Source organism: Azospirillum brasilense, assembly GCF_008365405.1.
Lineage (GTDB): Bacteria > Pseudomonadota > Alphaproteobacteria > Azospirillales > Azospirillaceae > Azospirillum > Azospirillum brasilense_D.
Window position 1 is genome coordinate 1 of sequence record NZ_QOKV01000048.1, and the last position, 18,586, is coordinate 18,586.

At 68.9% G+C, this 18,586-nt stretch carries 16 protein-coding genes; 9 read left to right on the forward strand and 7 right to left on the reverse strand.

Features of this window, described 5'->3' with window-relative positions; translation table 11 throughout:
* The first annotated feature begins 329 nt into the window (after positions 1-329).
* Positions 330-1,586 (forward strand): exonuclease SbcCD subunit D, encoded by a 1,257-nt coding sequence (locus DS837_RS31230; RefSeq protein ID WP_149168308.1) that lies wholly within the window; start codon positions 330-332, stop codon positions 1,584-1,586.
* Positions 1,586-5,353, forward strand: coding sequence for an AAA family ATPase (locus DS837_RS33180; RefSeq protein ID WP_149168320.1), 3,768 nt, complete (start codon positions 1,586-1,588; stop codon positions 5,351-5,353). The genes DS837_RS31230 and DS837_RS33180 overlap by 1 nt, the downstream gene beginning before the upstream one ends.
* A gap of 87 nt (positions 5,354-5,440) precedes the next feature.
* Here the strand turns inward: DS837_RS33180 and DS837_RS33185 are convergent, their stop codons facing one another.
* The gene (locus DS837_RS33185; RefSeq protein ID WP_149168309.1) at positions 5,441-6,676 is read right to left on the reverse strand and encodes a trypsin-like peptidase domain-containing protein; all 1,236 of its coding nucleotides are present in this window, start codon (positions 6,674-6,676) and stop codon (positions 5,441-5,443) included.
* A gap of 141 nt (positions 6,677-6,817) precedes the next feature.
* Entirely contained in the window at positions 6,818-7,789 is a 972-nt protein-coding gene (locus tag DS837_RS31245; protein ID WP_014197970.1) for a replication protein RepA, read from the reverse strand.
* Between the two features lie 1,094 nt (positions 7,790-8,883).
* Here DS837_RS31245 and DS837_RS31250 point away from each other — a divergent pair.
* Together DS837_RS31250 and DS837_RS31255 are read left to right on the forward strand one after the other, a co-directional pair.
* Positions 8,884-9,903: a ParA family protein gene (locus tag DS837_RS31250; RefSeq protein ID WP_149168310.1), complete on the forward strand. Its 1,020-nt coding sequence runs from the start codon at positions 8,884-8,886 to the stop codon at positions 9,901-9,903.
* On the forward strand, positions 9,893-10,774 hold the full coding sequence (locus tag DS837_RS31255; RefSeq protein ID WP_149168311.1) for a ParB/RepB/Spo0J family partition protein: 882 nt from the start codon (positions 9,893-9,895) through the stop codon (positions 10,772-10,774). The genes DS837_RS31250 and DS837_RS31255 overlap by 11 nt, the downstream gene beginning before the upstream one ends.
* Before the next feature lie 40 nt (positions 10,775-10,814).
* Here the strand turns inward: DS837_RS31255 and DS837_RS31260 are convergent, their stop codons facing one another.
* From DS837_RS31260 to DS837_RS31270, 3 genes are all read right to left on the reverse strand, one after another.
* Positions 10,815-11,351 carry a mismatch-specific DNA-glycosylase gene (locus DS837_RS31260; protein WP_149168312.1) on the reverse strand — a complete coding sequence of 179 codons (537 nt, stop codon included), beginning with the start codon at positions 11,349-11,351 and terminating at the stop codon, positions 10,815-10,817.
* A 52-nt stretch (positions 11,352-11,403) separates the two neighbouring features.
* Positions 11,404-12,120: a YoaK family protein gene (locus tag DS837_RS31265; RefSeq protein ID WP_149168313.1), complete on the reverse strand. Its 717-nt coding sequence runs from the start codon at positions 12,118-12,120 to the stop codon at positions 11,404-11,406.
* A 78-nt stretch (positions 12,121-12,198) separates the two neighbouring features.
* The gene (locus DS837_RS31270; RefSeq protein WP_149168314.1) at positions 12,199-13,107 is read right to left on the reverse strand and encodes a LysR family transcriptional regulator; all 909 of its coding nucleotides are present in this window, start codon (positions 13,105-13,107) and stop codon (positions 12,199-12,201) included.
* 102 nt (positions 13,108-13,209) lie between these two features.
* On the opposite strand from DS837_RS31270, the gene DS837_RS31275 reads away from it, so the two are divergent.
* From DS837_RS31275 to DS837_RS31290, 4 genes are all read left to right on the forward strand, one after another.
* On the forward strand, positions 13,210-13,608 hold the full coding sequence (locus tag DS837_RS31275) for a RidA family protein (RefSeq protein WP_149168315.1): 399 nt from the start codon (positions 13,210-13,212) through the stop codon (positions 13,606-13,608).
* A 452-nt stretch (positions 13,609-14,060) separates the two neighbouring features.
* Positions 14,061-14,411, forward strand: coding sequence for an HPF/RaiA family ribosome-associated protein (locus tag DS837_RS31280; RefSeq protein WP_149168316.1), 351 nt, complete (start codon positions 14,061-14,063; stop codon positions 14,409-14,411).
* Positions 14,412-14,508: 97 nt separating this feature from the next.
* A complete protein-coding gene (gene ppsA, locus DS837_RS31285) occupies positions 14,509-16,932 on the forward strand; it encodes a phosphoenolpyruvate synthase (protein ID WP_149168317.1) in 2,424 nt (807 codons plus the stop codon).
* The gene (locus tag DS837_RS31290) at positions 16,929-17,507 is read left to right on the forward strand and encodes an NAD(P)H-dependent oxidoreductase (RefSeq protein ID WP_149168318.1); all 579 of its coding nucleotides are present in this window, start codon (positions 16,929-16,931) and stop codon (positions 17,505-17,507) included. The genes ppsA and DS837_RS31290 overlap by 4 nt, the downstream gene beginning before the upstream one ends.
* Before the next feature lie 29 nt (positions 17,508-17,536).
* On the opposite strand, the gene DS837_RS31295 is transcribed toward DS837_RS31290, so the two are convergent.
* A complete protein-coding gene (locus DS837_RS31295; RefSeq protein ID WP_247890231.1) occupies positions 17,537-18,163 on the reverse strand; it encodes a phosphoribosyltransferase in 627 nt (208 codons plus the stop codon).
* Between the two features lie 2 nt (positions 18,164-18,165).
* Between DS837_RS31295 and DS837_RS32275 the strand changes: the two genes are divergently transcribed.
* Positions 18,166-18,456, forward strand: coding sequence for a hypothetical protein (locus DS837_RS32275; protein ID WP_170296058.1), 291 nt, complete (start codon positions 18,166-18,168; stop codon positions 18,454-18,456).
* 16 nt (positions 18,457-18,472) lie between these two features.
* Here the strand turns inward: DS837_RS32275 and DS837_RS33390 are convergent.
* Positions 18,473-18,586 (reverse strand): transposase domain-containing protein (locus DS837_RS33390; RefSeq protein WP_149168319.1); only part of this gene is annotated, 114 nt, incomplete at its 5' end.

Genomic DNA, 18,586 nt, shown 5'->3' on the forward strand with positions numbered 1-18,586 from the left:
GGCCAAAACCGCCGCCTGCGCATCCCTTCTCACAACACGGTATCAACGATATCCAAGATCCCGCGGCTCTCAGGAGAACCGCAACACCCCGCGCCCAGCTCCTTCGAGGAGCGGGCCGCCAGGGCCAGAATGTCTCTGTGTCCCGACCCGTCGGCGCCTCGTTGGCGGCCACCGCGTCGGGAGGCGCTTTATATGCGTGGTGCTCCAGGGGTGGCAAGCACTTTTTTCGACCCCCGGCGATTTTTCTCCGCTGCCTTTTTCACACGGCGCCTTCGTCGCCGCCCTTTCGTAGAATGCCGGTCCCCTTTCCGATGGACCCGTTTCCCTCCATGCGCCTTCTCCACACCGCCGATTGGCATCTCGGGCAAACTCTGCACGGCTTCGCGCGCGAGCACGAGCATGCGCGATTCCTTGACTGGCTTCTCGACCGGCTTGAGGATCAGGCCGTCGACGCGCTGATCATCGCCGGCGATGTGTTCGACGGGCAGAATCCGCCGATCCCCGCGCTCGGCCTGTTCTACCGGTTCCTGGCGAGGGCCAAGGCGCGCTGCCCAGGGTTGGACATCGTGGTGGTCGCCGGCAATCACGACAGCGGCAGCCGGCTGGAGGCGCCCTCGCCGCTGCTGACGGAAATGGGGGTACGGGTGGTCGGCGCCCCGCCGGTGGATGAGGATGGCGCCGTCGCACCGGAGGGGCTGGTGATCCCACTGACCGGCCGTGACGGAACGGTCGCCGCGCGCTGCGTCGCGCTGCCCTACCTCCGTCCCGCCGACCTGCCGCCGCTGAACGAGGAGGAGATCGCGGCGGGTGCCGACCCGCTGGTCGAGGGGGTGCGCCGGGTCTATGCCGACGCGGCGGAGGCCGGGCGGCGCGCGCTTCGGCCCGGCGAGGCGCTGATCCTCACCGGCCATTGCTACATGCGCGACGGCGCGCTGTCCGAACTCAGCGAGCGCAAGATCCTCGGCGGCAACCAGCACGCGCTGCCGGTGGACGTCTTCCCGGAGGACGCGGCCTATGTGGCGCTCGGCCACCTGCACCGGGCGCAGGCGGTGGGGGCGCGCGAATCGGTGCGTTACAGCGGCTCCCCCCTTCCGCTGGCGGTGGACGAGGAGCCCTATCCGCATCAGGTGGTGCTGGTTGATTTCGCGGAGGGACGGCTGGCCGGAGTCGAGGCTCTGCGGGTGCCCCGCTTCGTCGCCATCCGGCGGGTCCCCGGCGGCGGGCGATTCGCGGCGCCGGAGGACGCGCTGGCGGCGCTGGCCGCGCTGGAGCTGGACGAGGAGTTGCCGCGCGAAGCATGGCCTTATGTCGAGGTCTCGGTGGAATTGCCGGCGCCCCGCCCCGCCCTGCGCGAGGAGGTGGTCGCGGCGCTGGCCGGGCGCCCGGCGCGGCTGGTCAAGCTGGCCCTGCGCCTGACCGGCAGCGGCGAGACGCTGGCCGAATCCGTGCCGCTGGCCGATCTGGCGGACCTGGCGCCGGAGGACGTCTTTCTGCGGCTCTACCGCCGCCATCACGAGGGCGAGCCGGAGCCGGCCTTGCTTGCCGCCTTCCACGAGCTGGTCGCGACCGTTCAGGAGGGTGCGTGATGCGAATTCTGGCGATTCGCGGCGGCAATCTGGCCAGCCTGGACGGGACCTTCGCCGTGGAACTGGCCGGCGGGCCGCTGCGCCACGCCGGGCTGTTCGCGATCACCGGCCCGACCGGCGCGGGCAAGAGCACGATCCTGGACGCGCTGTGCCTCGCCTTGTTCGACCGCATGCCGCGGCTGCCGGACGGGCGCGGCGTGGCGCTGGGCGCCAGCGGGGATACCGACGCCATCAGCACCACCGACGTGCGCAGCGTCCTGCGCCGCGGCGCCGGAGCCGGCTGGGCCGAGGTCGATTTCGCCGGGATCGACGGCGCCGTCTACCGGGCGCGCTGGGAGTTGCGGCGGGCGCGGCAGAACGCGCGCGGCCAGTTGCAGAAGCAGACGATGAGCCTGACCGCGCTTGCGGACGGCAAGCGGCTGGGCGACGGCAAGACCAGCGTGCTGGACGAGATTTCCCGCCGGCTGGGGCTGAGCTTCGAGCAGTTCCGCCGCGCCGTCCTGCTGGCCCAGGGCGATTTCGCCAACTTCCTCAAGGCTCCGGCGACCGAGCGCTCCGCCCTGCTGGAGCTGCTGACCGGCACCGAGATTTACTCCCGCATCTCCGTCGCCGCGCATGAGCGCTCCCGGGAGGAGCAGCGGGCGCTGGAGGCGCTGGAGGCGCAATGCGCGGGCATCGGCGTGCTGACCGACGACGAGCGCGCCGCCCTGGACATCGAGGCCGGTGCGGCGGCCGAGGCGGTCCGGCGGGAGGAAACGGCGTTCGAGCAGGCCCGGGCCGCCGTCGCCTGGCACGAGCAGGACGCCCGACTGGCCAAGGCGGAGGCGGACGCCGCCGCGGCGAGCGCGCGGGCCGAAGGGGTCTGGCGGGAGGCCGCGGCGCGGCGGGAGGAAGCCGCGCTGCTGCGCCGCCTCCAGCCCTTGCGGGTGCGATTGACCGAAGCGGACCGTTGCGCCGCGGCAGCGTCGGAGGCTGGAGAGGCTCTGGCCCGCGCCCACGCCACGGTGACCGAAGCGCAGGACCGGCTGGTCCAGGCCGAGGCCCGTCATCGTGAGGTGCGCGGTGCCTACGAGACGGCCCGCGGCGCCATCGACGCTGCCGAGCCGGAATTGGAACAGGCCGCCGCCCTGGACGCCGAGATCGCCGCGCTGGCCGGCCAACAGGCTGGAGCGTTCGCCGATGCCGCAACGGCGGAGGCGGACGCCAAGGGGATCGGAGAGAGCTGGGTCGCCATCCGGACAGCACTTGAGCAGGCGCGCACCGACTCGGCGGAGCGGGAGGGCTGGCTGGCTGGCCAGACGGCGCTGCTGCCGGTGGCCGATCAGTGGGCGCGCTGGGACGCGCTGCTGCTGCGCCACCGCGACTCGGCAAGGGCGATGCGGGAAGCGGAGGCGGAGGCCCGCCGCACTGCCGCGGAGGCTGCGGCCCACGAGGCGGAGCTGGCCCGTCTGTCCACCGTCCGTCTGGACGCCGCCGCGCGGCGGGACGCGGCGGAGCGGACGCTGTCCGCGCTGAAGGCCAAGGCGGTGGAGTCGCTGGACACCCTGCGCGGGCGCCGCACGGCACTGGCGGAGCGCCGCGACGGTCTGTTCGTCCTGGCTCAATTGGCGGAGCAGACCGCAAGGCTCGCCGCGGACGACGCGGACGCCAAAGCGGAGCGCGAGCAGCAGCGCACCGCCGCCGCGGACGGGGAGACCCGTGCGGCTGAGACCAAAGCACGGCTGGACCAGCGCCGGGCGGCGTTGGAGGAGGCGGACGCCGCCCTGCACCGCTTGCGCCTCGCCCGCCGAGAGGATGTGGCGTCGCTGCGCGCTCAACTGGCGGAGGGCGAGGCCTGTCCGGTCTGCGGTGCCACGGAGCATCCCTGGGGAGGCGGGCACACCCCGCTCGACCGGCTTGCCCAAGATCAGGAGCGCCACGTCACCGCTTTGCGCGCCGAGGTGACCGGGCTGGCCACCGACCAGGGCGCCCACAGCGCCGCGGCGAATGCGGCGCGCGAGCGGGCCGCGGCCCTGGATGGACGGCTGGCCGCCCTGGCGGTGGAGCGGGCGACCGCGGTGGAGCGCTGGGCGGAGCGGGCGCCGGCCTTCGGACTGCCCGCCGAACCGGACGCGGAGATCGTCACCCGACGGCTGTCCGACGTGGACGCGGAACTGGCGGAGGCCGGGCAGGCCGAGGCCAGGGCGCTGGACCACAAAGGGCGGCTCGACGCCGCGGTGCAGACCTGCCGGGAGCGGGACGCGGCGCTGACCGAGGCGGAACGGGCGATCGAGGCGCGGACCCGCCAGCGGGACGCCGCCCGCCACGCCGAATCCCTGGCCATGGCACGGCGCGATCAGGCAACGGACACGCGGGCGGCGGTACGGGTGGAGCTGGCCCCGCCCTTCGCCGGGCTTGAGAACTGGTACAGCCGGCTCGACCGCGATCCCGACGCGTTCCGCGAGGATCTCGGCGGGCGGGTCGCCGAGATCCTCCGTCAGCGCGAGGGGTTGGCCCAGGCGCTGCGCGACGTCGAGGCCCTAGAGCGGCAAGCCGGCGCCAAGGCGGCGGAGTTGGAGGGTGCGCGGCAGGCCGAGCAGGTGGCGCGGCGGCGGTGCGAGGGGCTCGCCGCCGCGCTGGAGGATCGGCGCGCGGCACGGGCAACCCTGCTGGACGGACGGGCCGTGGCCGCGGTGAAGAAGGAGCTGGCCGACGCCTGCCAGCGGGCGGAGGCCCTGGTCGAGCAGGCCACGATCGCCCGGCAGGACGCGGCGGCCCGGCTGTCCGGGGCGGAGCAGACCGTCGCCACGCGCGGCGACTCCGCGCGCCGCTGCGCCGCCGAGGCGGAAGCGGCGGCGGACGCCCTGGCCGCGGCGGCGGAGCGTTGCGGCGTGACGGTGGACGAGGCGCGCGTCCATCTGGTCCGGGACGAGGAGTGGCTGGCCGACGAGGAGCGGGCGCTGGCCCACCTCGAGCCGGCGCGGCGCGAGACGGCGCTTCTGGCGGCGGAGCGGACGCGGCTGCGGCGGGAGCACCACACCGCCGGCCCCCCCGCGCTCGGCGTGGAGGAGGCCGGCAAGGCCGTCACCGAGACGGGCCGGCGCCTTCAGGAGGCCCGCGGCCGGCTGGGCGAGGTCCAAGCCCGGCTGCGCGCCGACACGGAGAATCGCGGCCGCCTCGCCGCGGTGCTCGACCGGGTGGAGGCGCAGCGCAAGGCGCAGGGATTGTGGGCGACCATGGCCCAGCTCATCGGCTCCGCCGACGGGCGGAAGCTGCGCAACTTCGCCCAGAGCCTCAGCCTGGACCTGCTTCTGGTGCAGGCGAACCGCTATCTGGCGGATCTCGCCCGCCGCTACCGGCTGGAGCGGGTGGGAGGGGCCGACCTGGAGATCCAGGTGGTGGACGGCGAGATGGGCGACGAGCGGCGCGGCGTGCACAGCCTGTCCGGCGGCGAAATGTTCCTGGTGTCGCTGGCCCTGGCGCTCGGCCTCTCGGCCATGGCGGGGGGCGGCGGCGGTGGAATTGGCACGCTGTTCATCGACGAGGGGTTCGGCACGCTGGACCCCGACAGCCTGGATCTGGCGCTGTCCTGCCTGGAGGCGCTTCAGGCCACCGGACGGCAAGTGGGCGTCATCAGCCACGTCCCGGCGCTGGTGGAGCGGATCGGCGTGCAGGTGCGCGTCACCCCGCAGGGCGGCGGACGCAGCGCCGTGACGGTGACCCGCGGGACACTGGCGGCGCCGTCAACGGACGCGGCGGCGGAACGGGAACTGCTGCTGCCTTTGTAAGGCGTTTCAGGCGGCGCGGGATCACCACGGAGACACGGAGGCACAGAGGCGCGCCCTCCCCTCCGTGTCTCCGTGGTGAAAGTGGCGTCAGGCCAGACGAAAGGCCAGATAGCTGTCGGCGCCGACCTGCCCCGGCATGGTGATGACCGCACCAACGGATTTTCCGGTGAAGGTGATGCTGCCATCGATGCTGCCGTCGCCATCGAAGTCGATGTGCGCCGTGGCGCCCTTGAACCCCTCGGCGCCCGCCATGGAGGCCCAGCTGAGTGTCGATACGCCGTCCTTCCATCCCCAGGCGGTGGCCCACTCGTTTGGTTCGAAATCGGTGATGGTGGACCAGGTTACCCCCCCGCTCCGCCCATCCAGGAAGAATGTGTCGGTGCCGGAACCGCCGGTCAGGAAATTCGAGCCGGTGCCGCCATCCAGCACGTCGTCGCCGCCCCTGCCGTCCGCCGCGTCGTCGCCGGCGCCAAGGTTGAGGAAATCGCCGACCTCGCTGCTGATGATGATCTCAATGGATTTGGTGCCCAGAAAGAGGTTCTTCAGCGTGGCGACCGGACCGACATAGACTTCCATCTGCACGTCGCGGCTGGACGAGCCGTTGTTCACCACGGCGCGCCGCTCCGATTCGGAGGTCGGCGGAGCGTTCGAGATGTAGGAATCATTGGCCGACAAGGCGTCCTTGAGCCAATAGGCGTGGCCGCCAAGCGCGGTGGCGCCGATGGCGGTGGACACGACGCCGACGGCGTAAAAACTGCTTCCGGAACCATGGAAGATCGGACCGCCCGAATTCCCGGGGTTGATCTCCAGATCCCCGTTTATGTAGTAGACCGAATCGACGCTCGACCGGCGGACGGTGCCGCTGTCGAAGGTCTCGTACCGCCCGTACTTGGTGGGATAGCCCAGGACATTGACCGCCCCGCCGCTGAAGTTCCAGTCGATCCCGAGATGGCCGTAGGTGTCGCCGATCGGCTGGGACAGGGTCAGCAGGGCAACGTCGATCTCCGATCCGCTCTGGGTGGTCCGGTAAAAATCGCCGGCGATGAGCCTGCCGTCCGAATCCGGGTCGAAATTGGTGAAGAACTGCGATTTTGCGACGCCGTAGGCGACGTTGTCCGATTTACCGGGATTGTAGGACGGATAGATCTTCAGGCTGCTCGGCTTACCGCCGAGAGCGGCGTTGTAGACGACGTGGGACGCGGTGATGACGTCGTTCCGACCGACCAGGAAGCCTGAGCCGACGTAGGTGCGGCTTCCCCAAGTGGCCTCGATGGAGACCACGGCGCGCGCCGGATACAAATCGTCGTCGACCCTGTAGGACATTGGAAACGGTCCTTCCGCTGCACCCGGCACGACATCGCACCGGATGGTTGCAACCGATTGACAATGTCACGCTGGGGCGGTGCTTTTCAACAGGATGCGATGCGTCTGGACCATTTCATCCGCGGCGCACAACCGCACCCCTCAGCCGCGGACTGGGCGCAGGACGAGATGCTTGTTCGACGGCACGGCCGGCGCCGAGGGACGCAGAACGAGCCCCTTGGAGGTCGGCTCGATGTTCGCGTCGGGATAGACGGCCATGACGTCCTTCAGGGCTTCCTTCAGGCGGAAGGCGAGGACGCGGTGCTCGCTGACCGAGCCGAAATGCTGCGACAGGGCGTGCCAGGGAACGACCGTCTGCTTGTCCAGCCGGTGCAGGCGGTGGACCAGCCACACATAGGCGTCGAGCGCCAGGGCGGAGTTCTTCAGCTTGGCGATGGCGTGCTCGTCCAGCGGGACGGCGTGTTCCATCAGATGCTCGAAGAAGCTCTGGGTCAGCCGGACGAAGCGCACCCACTCGCCCCCCGTGCGGAACAGGTCCGGCGTGTCCTCCTCGTCCCGCCACAGCTTGATGCCGTCGATCAGGCGCTGGTCGGAGATTTCCGCCGTCGAGGGGCCGGTGGTGGTGCGCAGGGTGAATTCGCTACGGGCGATCCGCAGCACCTGCTCGCGCACCGGCTTGTAGTTCCCGCGCTCGCCGCCCGTCGGGGCCAGCCCGAGGCGGCGCAGCCACGCGCTCATGCTCGGCCCCAGATCGACGTGGGCGCTGCGCGTCTTGCGCGCCTCGGTCTGCAGGTAGATCATGATCAGGCGCGCCTTGGCGCCGTAGGGAACGCCGACGTCCAGGACCGTGCCGTCGCGCAGCGGCAGGATGCCGGGACGGACGACGAGCTGGTACTTGCCGTTGTTGCGCACCCAGGGGGCGGTCTCGTCCTTGGGCTTGCGGTGCGGCAAGGAGGCTTGGCAGAATCCGGCGTGGAGATAGCCGATCGCGTCCATTTCGTTGGACAGCGCTTCATGGGCCATCATCACACGGCGGCGCTCCTTGGGGTCTTCGGTGCGGGCAAGAACCGCCTCGAATCCCTCCAGGGTAAGCTGCTCGTGGATTTTCGCCATGGGACCCCTCCGGCCTCGTTCGGTCACGTTCCTGTCATTTCAGAAAACACAAAATGTGGTGGCTGTGAAGCGCGTCCATCCCACGAATCGCTGAAGTTGCAACGGAAGCTGCAGATTCCGACTCAACTTCAGCGAAGCGGCCTTTCGTGATCCCCGCCGCTCCGTCCCCTGCCGGCAGCCGCCAAACCATCTGCCAAGCCAGCGTTTCAAAATCAGCGTCGCAAACGGAGCACCCCACGCCGGAAGGCCGCTTGTCCACAGCCGGAGCGGCTTGTCCACGCTGAGTTGGAATCACACGGGGCGAAACCGGCCGGATCGGTTCGCTGACTCCGCAACGGCGGGGACGCCGAAGTCGCAACGGGGACTCGCTCATCCACGCTGAAGACGAGTCACGAAAGGCGGTTATCCACGCTGAACTCGCAACCATGTCCTATATGAGTCCCTATAGGATTCTCCGGTTAGACCGGTTGCGCGGGTGCTGGCGCGACCCCCTTCGCTGAAAACGCAACGTCGGTGGGGTGGGAGAATCGCCAACCGGGCATTCGAGGGTGATCCGGCCCTTCCTCCTCCACCAGAGCGAGCATCGTCCCTGGCCAGGGATTCCAGGCCAAGACCGTCAACTGTCAACCGAACCCGACGCTGAATTTGATACAAAGGCGACTCGGGTCCAACGCTGAATTGGTAACATTCGACTCGGAAACCCAAGGCTTTCCAGGGCTTAGCCGACTCGGCGAGTCTCGCGCAGATCTTGCAACGCCAGCGCAAACCGGCGAATCGGCATACGACGCTGAATTTGAAACGGCAGACTCCAAGCGATTCAAGGGCCGAATCGAAGCCACTCCTCGCAGCCAACGCTGAATTGGTAACGCTTTGGAAAATGGGCTTGACGGGCTCTCGGTCGATTCGACTCCGGAATGGTTTTCCACCACTCGCAGCGACCGGCAGAATCCCTCGAATTCTATGACCATAGTCCCATACGACGTCGCATGACCCCTGCTCCCGCCTCCATTTGACGCAATTCGGTGCACTTCGGCTTGACCAGTTGCGTCACATTTTGCAAGAAAGGACCTCACACAGGGAAAGCCGGAGGCCCGATGAACGGGGAAGAACTGCGCGCCATCCGCGAACGGCGTGCCGAGGATCAGTTGAGCTTCGCGACATGGCTCAACGGCGCACTGAACCGCCGCTACGACCGCTCCCGGATCAGCCGGTGGGAAAGCGGGGCGGAGCGCATCCCCCAGCAGGTCGCCGGGTTCCTGGCCGGTCAAGGCGGTATGGCCGCCGTGCCGCAGAACACCGGCATGCCCAAGATGCAGCGGGCCGTCGTGGCCGTGGCGAATCAGAAGGGTGGCGTCGGCAAGACGACGACAGCGGTGAACCTGTCCTACGCGCTGTCGACGCTGGGCCTGAAGGTGATGCTTCTCGACAGCGATCCCCAGGGCAACGCCACCGTCCATATGGGGCTCGACCCCGGCGAGATCGAAACCCAGCGCAAGGGCATCTATAATGTTGTGCGCGGCGGGGCGTCCTTCGACAGCATCCTCCAGCCGGTGTGCGGCGGCGCCGTCATGCTCGCCCCCTCCAGCATCGGGCTGGCCGCGGCGGAGACGGAGCTGGTGGCGGAGCCGGACAACTCCCTGGTCCTCAAGGAGAAGCTGGCGGAGGTGCGGAGCCGTTACGACGTCATCGTGATCGACTGCCCGCCCAACCTCGGCCTTCTCACCATCAACGCGCTGGCGGCCAGCGATCTCGTGCTGATTCCCGTGCAGACGGAGGTGTTCGCCGGGCTCGGCGTGCCGCTGCTGCTGGAAACCATTGCCAAGATCCGCCGCCGCTCGAACCCGTCGCTGAACATCTTCGGCATCCTGCCGACCATGTTCTCGTCGCGCTTGACGCAAGATCAGGCCAGCCTGCGCGAGATTCAGGAGCATTACGAGGGGCGCACCCGCGTTCTGAACGCGGTGCCGCGCGCCACCCTGTTCGCCCAGGCGTCGGGCGCCGGCCGTCCGGCCATCGAGGCCGATCCGAATTCCAACAGCGTCCAGGCCTACGGTGAACTGGCGCGTGAACTGGCCGCCCACCTCCAGACTGCGGAAGACGCCCATGTCTCGTAAACTCGAACGGACCAGCACCCGCATTTTCGACAAGGCGGCGCAGCGCGGCGGGGACGCGCTGTTCGGGCTCTCCGCCGACTTCCCGCGGCTGATCGAGGTCGATCTCGACCGGGTGCACCCCAATCCCGACCAGCCGCGCCGCCATTTCGACGACCAGTCGCTGCAGGAACTGGCCAACTCCATCGCCCGCCACGGGCTGAAGCAGCCGGTTCTCGTGCAGGATCTCGGCGACGGCGACTACCGGCTGATCGCCGGTGAGCGGCGTCTGCGCGCCTGTGGGCTGGCCGGGCGCCAGACCATCTTCGCCATCGTCACCGACGGCGATCCGGACGAACTGGCGCTGATCGAGAACATCCAGCGCGTCGACCTCGACGCCATGGAACTGGCCCGCGCCTTCGCCCGGCTGATCGAGCGGCACGACTACACGCACGAGGCGCTGGGGCAGGTGATCGGGCGCAGCCAGGCGGAGGTGACGCGCACCCTGTCGCTGCTGCGTCTGCCGGCGGATATCGTCGCTGAATTTGAAACGCGCCACCGTTCCGTTCCGAAAAGCATCCTGACGGAGATCGCCGCGGTGGACGATCCGATCCTGCAGAGGAAGCTGTGGGACACCATCAAGGACGGCGGCACCGTCAAGGCGCTGCGCGAGGCCAAGCGCGCCCAGATGGGCGGCGGCGAGCCGGATTCCATGGCGGCGGCGAAGGCTCAGCCGGCCCCGGCGGTGCGTTTCGTCTCCGCCGTCCAGCGCATCGCTAAGGACTTCTCCGCCGTCGATGCCGGCGAGCTGCGGGCGCACCGCAAGCAGCTCAGCGAGGCGCAATGGCAGGAGTTGCGCCGTCTCCACGCCCTTCTCGATGAGCTGCTGGCCTGACCGTCAGCAACGCTGAATTTGTAACGGACACCCGCTGACGTCAGCGGCGGGTGTCAACTTCAGCGTCGATGACCCGCCTGACCTCGCAAAACCAGCGCAGCTTTTCCGCGAAGGGCAGCCGGGCGAGCCCGCTGGGCGAGGGCAGCACGACGTCCACCGGACCATCGAACAGGCTGTCCGGCTGCACGCCCCAGTCCGCCCGGTCGCGATCCGCGGCGGCGAGATAGACTCCCTTCCCCGTGTAGGCGATCACCCGCGGCCGGACGTCCGCGACCAGGGCGCGCAGCCGCGGCACACCGCCGCGCAGCTCCGCCCGGCTGAGATCGGCGGCGCCCGGCGTCGCCCGCGCCACGAGGTTGGTGGACCCCAGCCCGAACTCCGGCAGGAGCCGATCCTCCTCCGGGCGCAGCAGGCGCGGCGTCAGGCCGGCCTCCGCCAGCAACTTCCAGAATTGGTTGCCACGCCCCGCGTAGTTGTGGCCGAGCTGGCCGGAGCGCGTTCCGGGGTTGAAGCCGACGAACAAAGCGTTCAGGCCAGGGGCGATGATGTCGGGGATCGGGCCTTCGGAAGCGGTCATGTTGCGTCAACAATGGAAAAGGGCGTTCGGCAACGCTGAATTTGAAACGCCCCTACTCCGCCGTCCGCCATTCGGCGAGGATCACCGGGGCGGCGAAGCCGGCGAGGATGGCCGCCAGCGTCACGAACAGCATGGCGCCCCAGGCGCTGTAGCCCAGCACCCCCAGCACGCCGCCCAGGAAGAAGGAGCCGACGGTCGGCAGATGCGTCCTCAGCTTGTCAAGCGTCACCCGGACCCGATCCCGGCCGTTGCGGTGGTAGAGATCGTCGATCAGGTTGCCCAACTCGATCCCGATGTCGGTGATCATGCCGGTGACGTGGGTGGTGCGGACGCGGGCGTTGGAGATGCGCGTGACGATGGCGTTCTGCAACCCCATCAGGAAGCTCAACCCCATGACCAGCGCGGCGCCGCGCAGTTCGTGCAGCCAGACGTCGGCGGCGCCGAGCCCGGCGAGCAGCAGGGCTTCGAGGCAGACGCTGTAGGCGTAGATCGCCGACAGGGCGCGGCGCTGCCCGGCGTTGATGAGCATCGCCGACACCGTCGCCCCGGCGATGAAGGTCGCCACGATGGCCAGCGCCATGCCGAAGGCGCCCATCTCGCCCAGCGCCAGATGATCGGCCATGGTCGAGACGGTGCCGGTCATGTGCGAGGAGTAGAGGCCGGCGGCGTAGAAACCCGCGGCGTTGACGGCGCCGGCGACGCCCGCCAGCGACCAGGCCAGACTGCGGTCTGCCGACACGCCACGATGTTCACCCTGCCGGACCAGCATGCCGTACCCCCTGAACCAAACGGGGCGCCATCATAGTGGCGACCGCAAGCGTCGGGGACCCGCTGGTTTGTGGGGTCATCAATGCGTTTCCAGAGCGGTCGGCATGGTCTTGACGACATCGAGAAACGCCCGCAGGGCCGGCGGCACGGCGCGGTGTCCGGGGTAGTACACCGCCGCCCGCTCCGGCTTGTGCATCCAGGCGGGCAGGACGGTTCGCAACCGCCCGTCCGCGAGGGCGGCTTCGGCGGCCCAACTCGCCACATAGGCGATCCCCAGACCTTGCGCGGCGGCGTCCGCCATCAACTCCTCATCGTCGAGAACCACCGGTCCGTTGACGTCGACCGTCAATTCCTGCCCGGCCCGCTCGAACTCCCAGCGGTACAGCCGGCCGCCCGGAAGGCGGTGGCCGATGCAGCGATGGTGCTGGAGATCGTCCGGCGTCGCCGGCTCCCCGGCGCGAGCGAGATAGGCGGGGGAGGCGACGCAGACGAACCCGATCAGGTCCGGGAAGGGCACCGCGATCATGTCCTTCGGGATGGAGTCGATCAGGCGGACGCCGGCATCGAAGCCGCCGGACACGATGTCGACCAGCCGCCCCTCGACGACGATGTCCACCGTCACGTCGGGAAACCGCTCGACCATGCGCGGGAGGACGCCGCGGACGAGAGCCGCCGCCGCCACGCGCGGCGCGTTGATCCGAACCCGGCCGGCCACGTTGCCGCGGAAGGCGGTGACGGCGTCGAGCGCGTCATCCAGGAACGTCAGCGCGACCGTCAGGCGGTTGAGCAATTCGAGCCCCGCTTCGGTCGGCGAGACGCTGCGGGTCGTGCGGTTGAGGAGGCGCACGCCCAGCCGATCCTCGAGGCCGCGCATCGCGTGGCTCAGCGTGGACGGCGCCGTTCCCAGCTCATCCGCCGCGCGGCGGAAGCTGCGACGGGTGGCAACGGCCACGAAGGCGCTGAGATCGTTCAGGGAGGGGCGCGTCATTGATGGCGATTTTGCATCAACCCGTGCCGATTTCAATGTCTAATCGCACATTCCCTTGGCTGCTATCTCCTGCTCCAGGTCCATTCCGAACGGGAGACACCGATGTCCAAGCGCGACGCCCTCTTTCCTGCCGGCCGGCAGGCGCTCTATGAGATCCACCGCTACTCCGCCGCCATCCGATCCGGCGATCTGCTCTTCGTCTCCGGGCAGGTCGGCGGCCGCGAGGACGGCTCGCCCGAGCCCGACTTCGCGAAACAGGTTCAACGTGCTTTCGACAACCTTCGCGAGGTTCTGAAGGCAGCCGGCGCCACGTTCGACGACATCGTGGACGTGACGACGTTCCACACCGATCCGGAGGCCCAGTTCGAGACCGTCTTGTCCGTCAAGGACCGGATGTTTCCGGAGAAGCCCTATCCCAACTGGACCGCCGTCGGAGTGACCTGGCTCGCCGGCTTCGACTTCGAGATCAAGGTGATCGCTCGGGTTCCTCCGGCGGCCTGATCCAACATCGGTGATGATTTCCCGACCGGGGCTCCCGACCGGGGCTCCCGACCGGGGCTCCCGACCGGGGCTGATGTGTCGATGCCACGTCAGCCTCGGCTCGGGATCCGTCCCGCAATTCCACCGCCGGCTCGCCCCGTACGAACAAGATCCCGCAGTCAGGGCCATGCTCCCGGGGCGGCGCGGACCGAAGGCCGCCTTCCATCTGTCGTTCGACCCGCCGAACGCCCGCTCGGTCGCCATGGCCATCGCCCATGGCGTGCTGCCCAGGGCCGATTGCCGCCGCGGCTCCGCCCGTGTCGGGGCGCTGCCCGGAGGTCGGCCTCCGATATCGCCGAGGCACCTTTACCTAGGTTAAGGCTCCGCGACCCCCGCATCCCAATGATGATCCCGGCGGTACGACGGCCTACGGGGCCGCGACGGGAGATGGGGCCGCCGACTGGAGGACCGCCATGCAACCGCCTCTGCAGATCACCTTCCACAACATGGAACCCTCGCCCCTTTTGGAGACATGCGTCCGGGAACGCGCCGCGAAGCTGGAGCGGTTCTTCGGGCACATCACGGCCTGTCACGTGGTCATCGACGCGCCGCATCGGCACCATCACAAGGGCGGGCTTTACACTGTCCGGATCGACCTGACTGTTCCAGGAGAAGAACTGGCCGTGCGCCATGCCAAACCCGCCGACCATGCCCATGAAGATCCCGAGGTCGCCATTCGCGATTCGTTCGACGCCATCCGCCGGGAACTGGAAGATTACGTGCGCCGCCGCAGGCAGGATGTGAAGACGCACTCGACGTCGTGAGCCTCACGCTTTCGCTTTCCGCCCGAGTTCAATCACCGAAGCGGCCGGTGTCGGAATCCACGCCACCGTAGCGGGCGTCATCACCTGGGAGGCCGACATGCCGGACACGTCCTACATCCGCTGGTTTTCCGACCTTGGACGCGACGACGTCGCCCTGGTGGGCGGGAAGAACGCCTCGCTCGGCGAACTCCATCGGCGCTTGAAGCCGCTGGGGGTGAAGGTGCCGGACGGCTTCGCCCTGACCGCTGCCGCTTTCCGCGACGCGCTGACCGCCGCCAATGCCTGGGACGGCCTGCACGCGCTGCTGGACGACCTGGACAAGACGGATGTGGAACGTCTGGCCCGCGCCGGCGCCCGCGCCCGCGAGATCGTCTACACCGCCGGCCTGACGCCGGACATGGAAGCGCAACTGCGCACGGCCTTCCGCGCGCTGCTGGCCGAATACGGGGAGGGCCTGACCGTGGCGGTGCGCAGCTCCGCCACCGCCGAGGATCTGCCGACGGCCAGCTTCGCCGGGCAGCACGAGACCTACCTGAATGTGGCGGGCGAGGCGATGCTGCTCGACGCCGTGCGGCGCTGCCACGCCTCGCTGTTCACCGACCGCGCCATCTCCTACCGGATCGACCAGGGCTTCGACCATTTCAAGGTCGCACTGTCGGTCGGCGTGCAGAAGATGGCGCGCTCCGACCTCGCTTCGGCTGGGGTGATGTTCACGCTCGACACGGAATCGGGATTCCGGGATGCCGTGTTCATCACCGGTGCTTATGGGCTGGGGGAAACGGTGGTCCAGGGGACGGTCGATCCCGACGAGTTCTATGTGCACAAGCCCACCTTCCGGCAGGGCCATCGCGCGGTGCTGCGGCGGCGCCTGGGCGAGAAGCTGGTGAAGATGGTTTACCGCTCGGGCCGGACGCGTGAGCCGACGCGCACGGTGCCCACCCCCGGCGCCGACCGGGAGCGATTCTGCCTGACCGACGACGAGGTGCTGCGGCTTGCCGAACAGGCCATCCGGATCGAGGACCATTACGGCCGGCCCATGGACATCGAATGGGCCAAGGACGGACAGGACGGCGGACTCTACATCGTCCAGGCGCGGCCGGAGACGGTGGCCTCCCGGCGCTCGGCCCTGGAGCTGGAGAGCTTCGTTCCGGAAGGGAAGGGCACCGTGCTCGTCTCCGGGCGCGCGGTCGGCGGGCGCATGGCCGCCGGGGCCGTCCGTTTGGTGACCGGCGCCCACCCGCTGTCCGCCTTCCGCCCGGGCGAGGTGCTGGTGGCCGACACCACGTCGCCGGATTGGGAGCCGGTGATGAAGACGGCCGCCGCCATCGTCACCAACCGGGGCGGCCGCACCTGCCACGCCGCCATCGTTGCCCGCGAGCTGGGCATTCCCGCCGTGGTCGGGGCCGAGCGCGCGACGGAGGCCCTGCGCGACGGTCAAACGGTGACCGTTTCCTGCGCCGAGGGCGACACCGGCACGGTCTATGACGGCGCCCTGCCGTTCCGCGTGGAGCGCATCGACCTCAGCCGGCTGCCGCGCCCGCAAACGCGCATCATGGTGAACCTCGGCAACCCCGACCAGGCCTTCCAGACCGGCCAGCTTCCTGTGGACGGGGTTGGCTTGGCGCGCATGGAGTTCATCATCAGCGAGGCCATCAAGGTCCATCCGATGGCGCTCGTCCATCCCGAGCGCGTCGAGGACTCCGACGTGCGCGCCCACATCGCCCGGCTGACCTGCAGCCATCCCGACGGCGGCGCCTATTTCGTGGAGCGTCTGTCGGAAGGGATCGGCACCATCGCCGCGGCCTTCTTCCCGCGCCCGGTCATCGTTCGCCTGTCGGACTTCAAGACCAACGAATACGCCTCCCTGATCGGCGGGCGGTGGTTCGAGCCGGTCGAGGAGAATCCCATGCTCGGCTTCCGGGGGGCGGCGCGCTACGCCCATCCTGCCTACGAGGAGGGCTTCGCGCTAGAATGCCGGGCGCTGGTCCGGGTGCGTGCCGAGATGGGGTTGACCAACGTGAAGGTCATGGTTCCCTTCTGCCGCCGCCTGGAGGAGGCGGACCGGGTGATCGCCGCCATGGCCCGCCATGGGCTGGAGCGCGGGCGCGACGGGCTGGAAATTTACGTGATGTGCGAGATCCCCAACAATGTGCTGCTGGTGGACGAGTTCGCCCAACGCTTCGACGGCTTTTCCATCGGGTCGAACGATCTGACTCAGCTCACGCTCGGCGTGGACCGTGACAGCCCGCTGGTCGCCTTCGACTTCGATGAGCGCGATCCCGGCATGTTGGCCTTCCTGCGCCAGGCCGTGGAGGGCGCGCGGCGCAACGGCCGGCCCTGCGGCATCTGCGGCCAGGCGCCCTCGGACTATCCGGAAATCGCCGAGTTCCTGGTGCGGCTCGGCATCGACTCCATCAGCCTGACGCCCGACAGCGTGCTGAGGACGTTGCGCGCCGTGGTGGAGCTGGAACGAGGGCTCGGCCGCGCCCCGCGCAACCCCGAGACGGGAGATCCAGCATGAAGCACGTCGTCGTCTTCGCACACCCGCGCTCCGGCAGCTTCATCCGGCAGGCCGCGGGGGCCTATGTGGACGAACTGGAACAATACGGACACGCGGTCGAGGTGCGCGACCTCTACACCATGGGCTTCAACCCGATCCTCTCGGAAGAGGAGCTGGCCGGCAAGGGGCCGGTGCCCGAGGACATCCGGCGGGAGCAGGAGATCATCGCCGGGTCGCAGGCGATCACGTTCCTGTTTCCGATCTGGTGGGCCGGAATGCCCGCCATGCTCAAGGGCTATGTGGACCGGGTCTTCACCTATGGTTTCGCCTGGGAGATGCGTGGCGAGGAAATCAAGGGCAAGCTGCACGGGCGCAAGGGGCTGATCGTCACCAGCTCCGGCGCTCCGCTGGACTATCTGGAAGCGGTCGGGGAAATGCAGGCCTTCAAGGTCACGCAGGACGCCGCGATCATGGGGCTGTGCGGCATCAAGGTGGTCGAGCATGTGCATTTCGACGATCTGGGGCCGAACACCACGCCCGAGCGGATCGACGACTGCATCCACCGCATCCGCGCCGCCGCGCGCAACCATTTTTGAGCTGCTGCCGACGAGGTGGCTGCCTTCAGTCACCGCTCACGGCGCATGATCCGATGCCGAGGCGGGCATGGGCCTGACGCCTCGTCCAGCAGGCGGATGACCTCGGCGTCGTCGAGCTGGTGGAAGTCCTCGTAGAAGGCGCCGATGGCGCCGAACGAGTGCGGAACCTGGAGACAGACGACCTCGTCGGCTTCGGCCCGCAGCTCCGACACGATGTCGGGCGGCGCCACCGGTACCGCCAGCACGAGCCGCTTCGGGTTCGCGCGGCGCACCGACCGCAAGGCGGCGCGCATCGTCGCGCCGGTCGCTATGCCGTCATCCACAAGAATGGCGGTGCGCCCGGCGACCGGCACGCGCGGGCGGTCGCCGACATACACGGCCCGCCGGCGCTCGATCTCCCGAAGCTGGCGAATCGTCTCCTTTCCGATCCAGGCTTCGGACACGAAGGCCGCAACATCCGGGTTGATGACGGTTTCGACATGGCCGCCATCCGCTATGGCACCGACGGCCAGTTCCGGCTGGAATGGCGCACAGATCTTGCGCACGAGCACGATGTCGAGCGGCGCATGGAAGGCTCCTGCCACCTCGACGGCCACCGCAACGCCGCCGCGCGGCAGAGCCAGGACGACCGGCTTCTCGTCGCGAAGGTGTGTCAAGCTTGCGGCAAGGCATCGGCCAGCCTCGTTCCGGTTACGGAACCGGAACGGAACGCCGAGTCCGCTCTTCGTCGCTGATCCTGGCATCATGCTGTCCTCCGCTCGCCACCGTTCAACGTGTGTTAAGCGTCTTTTCGGGAAAGCTCTCTTCACCCAGGTTAAGGGCACCTTTCGCCGACCGCGACGAGGATGCCATCCAGAATCAGCTCTCCCTCAACGTCGGCGGCGGGCTCCAGACGGCGCGGCTGTTCCTGCTGTCGCTTTCTCTCGAAAATTTTCAAAGAAAGCTTTGAAAGGTAAGCGGTGTTCTCAGGCCACGGCGGGTTCCGCCTGCCGGGCATAGCTCCAGGGCAGCAGTTCATCGAGCTTGGTGATCGGATGCCCGCCGGCGAGTTTGGTCAGCACATCGGCGAACCAGGTCTG

Bases quoted from the DNA above. Each gene is read 5' to 3' on its own strand.
- DS837_RS31230 (WP_149168308.1), top strand. From the start codon at position 330: ATGCGCCTTCTCCACACCGCCGATTGGCATCTCGGGCAAACTCTGCAC.
- DS837_RS31270 (WP_149168314.1), bottom strand. From the start codon at position 13,107: ATGACGCGCCCCTCCCTGAACGATCTCAGCGCCTTCGTGGCCGTTGCC.
- DS837_RS31265 (WP_149168313.1), bottom strand. From the start codon at position 12,120: ATGCTGGTCCGGCAGGGTGAACATCGTGGCGTGTCGGCAGACCGCAGT.
- DS837_RS31255 (WP_149168311.1), top strand. From the start codon at position 9,893: ATGTCTCGTAAACTCGAACGGACCAGCACCCGCATTTTCGACAAGGCG.
- DS837_RS31260 (WP_149168312.1), bottom strand. From the start codon at position 11,351: ATGACCGCTTCCGAAGGCCCGATCCCCGACATCATCGCCCCTGGCCTG.
- DS837_RS31250 (WP_149168310.1), top strand. From the start codon at position 8,884: ATGAACGGGGAAGAACTGCGCGCCATCCGCGAACGGCGTGCCGAGGAT.
- DS837_RS31245 (WP_014197970.1), bottom strand. From the start codon at position 7,789: ATGGCGAAAATCCACGAGCAGCTTACCCTGGAGGGATTCGAGGCGGTT.
- ppsA (WP_149168317.1), top strand. From the start codon at position 14,509: ATGCCGGACACGTCCTACATCCGCTGGTTTTCCGACCTTGGACGCGAC.
- DS837_RS31275 (WP_149168315.1), top strand. From the start codon at position 13,210: ATGTCCAAGCGCGACGCCCTCTTTCCTGCCGGCCGGCAGGCGCTCTAT.
- DS837_RS31280 (WP_149168316.1), top strand. From the start codon at position 14,061: ATGCAACCGCCTCTGCAGATCACCTTCCACAACATGGAACCCTCGCCC.
- DS837_RS31290 (WP_149168318.1), top strand. From the start codon at position 16,929: ATGAAGCACGTCGTCGTCTTCGCACACCCGCGCTCCGGCAGCTTCATC.
- DS837_RS33180 (WP_149168320.1), top strand. From the start codon at position 1,586: ATGCGAATTCTGGCGATTCGCGGCGGCAATCTGGCCAGCCTGGACGGG.
- DS837_RS33185 (WP_149168309.1), bottom strand. From the start codon at position 6,676: ATGTCCTACAGGGTCGACGACGATTTGTATCCGGCGCGCGCCGTGGTC.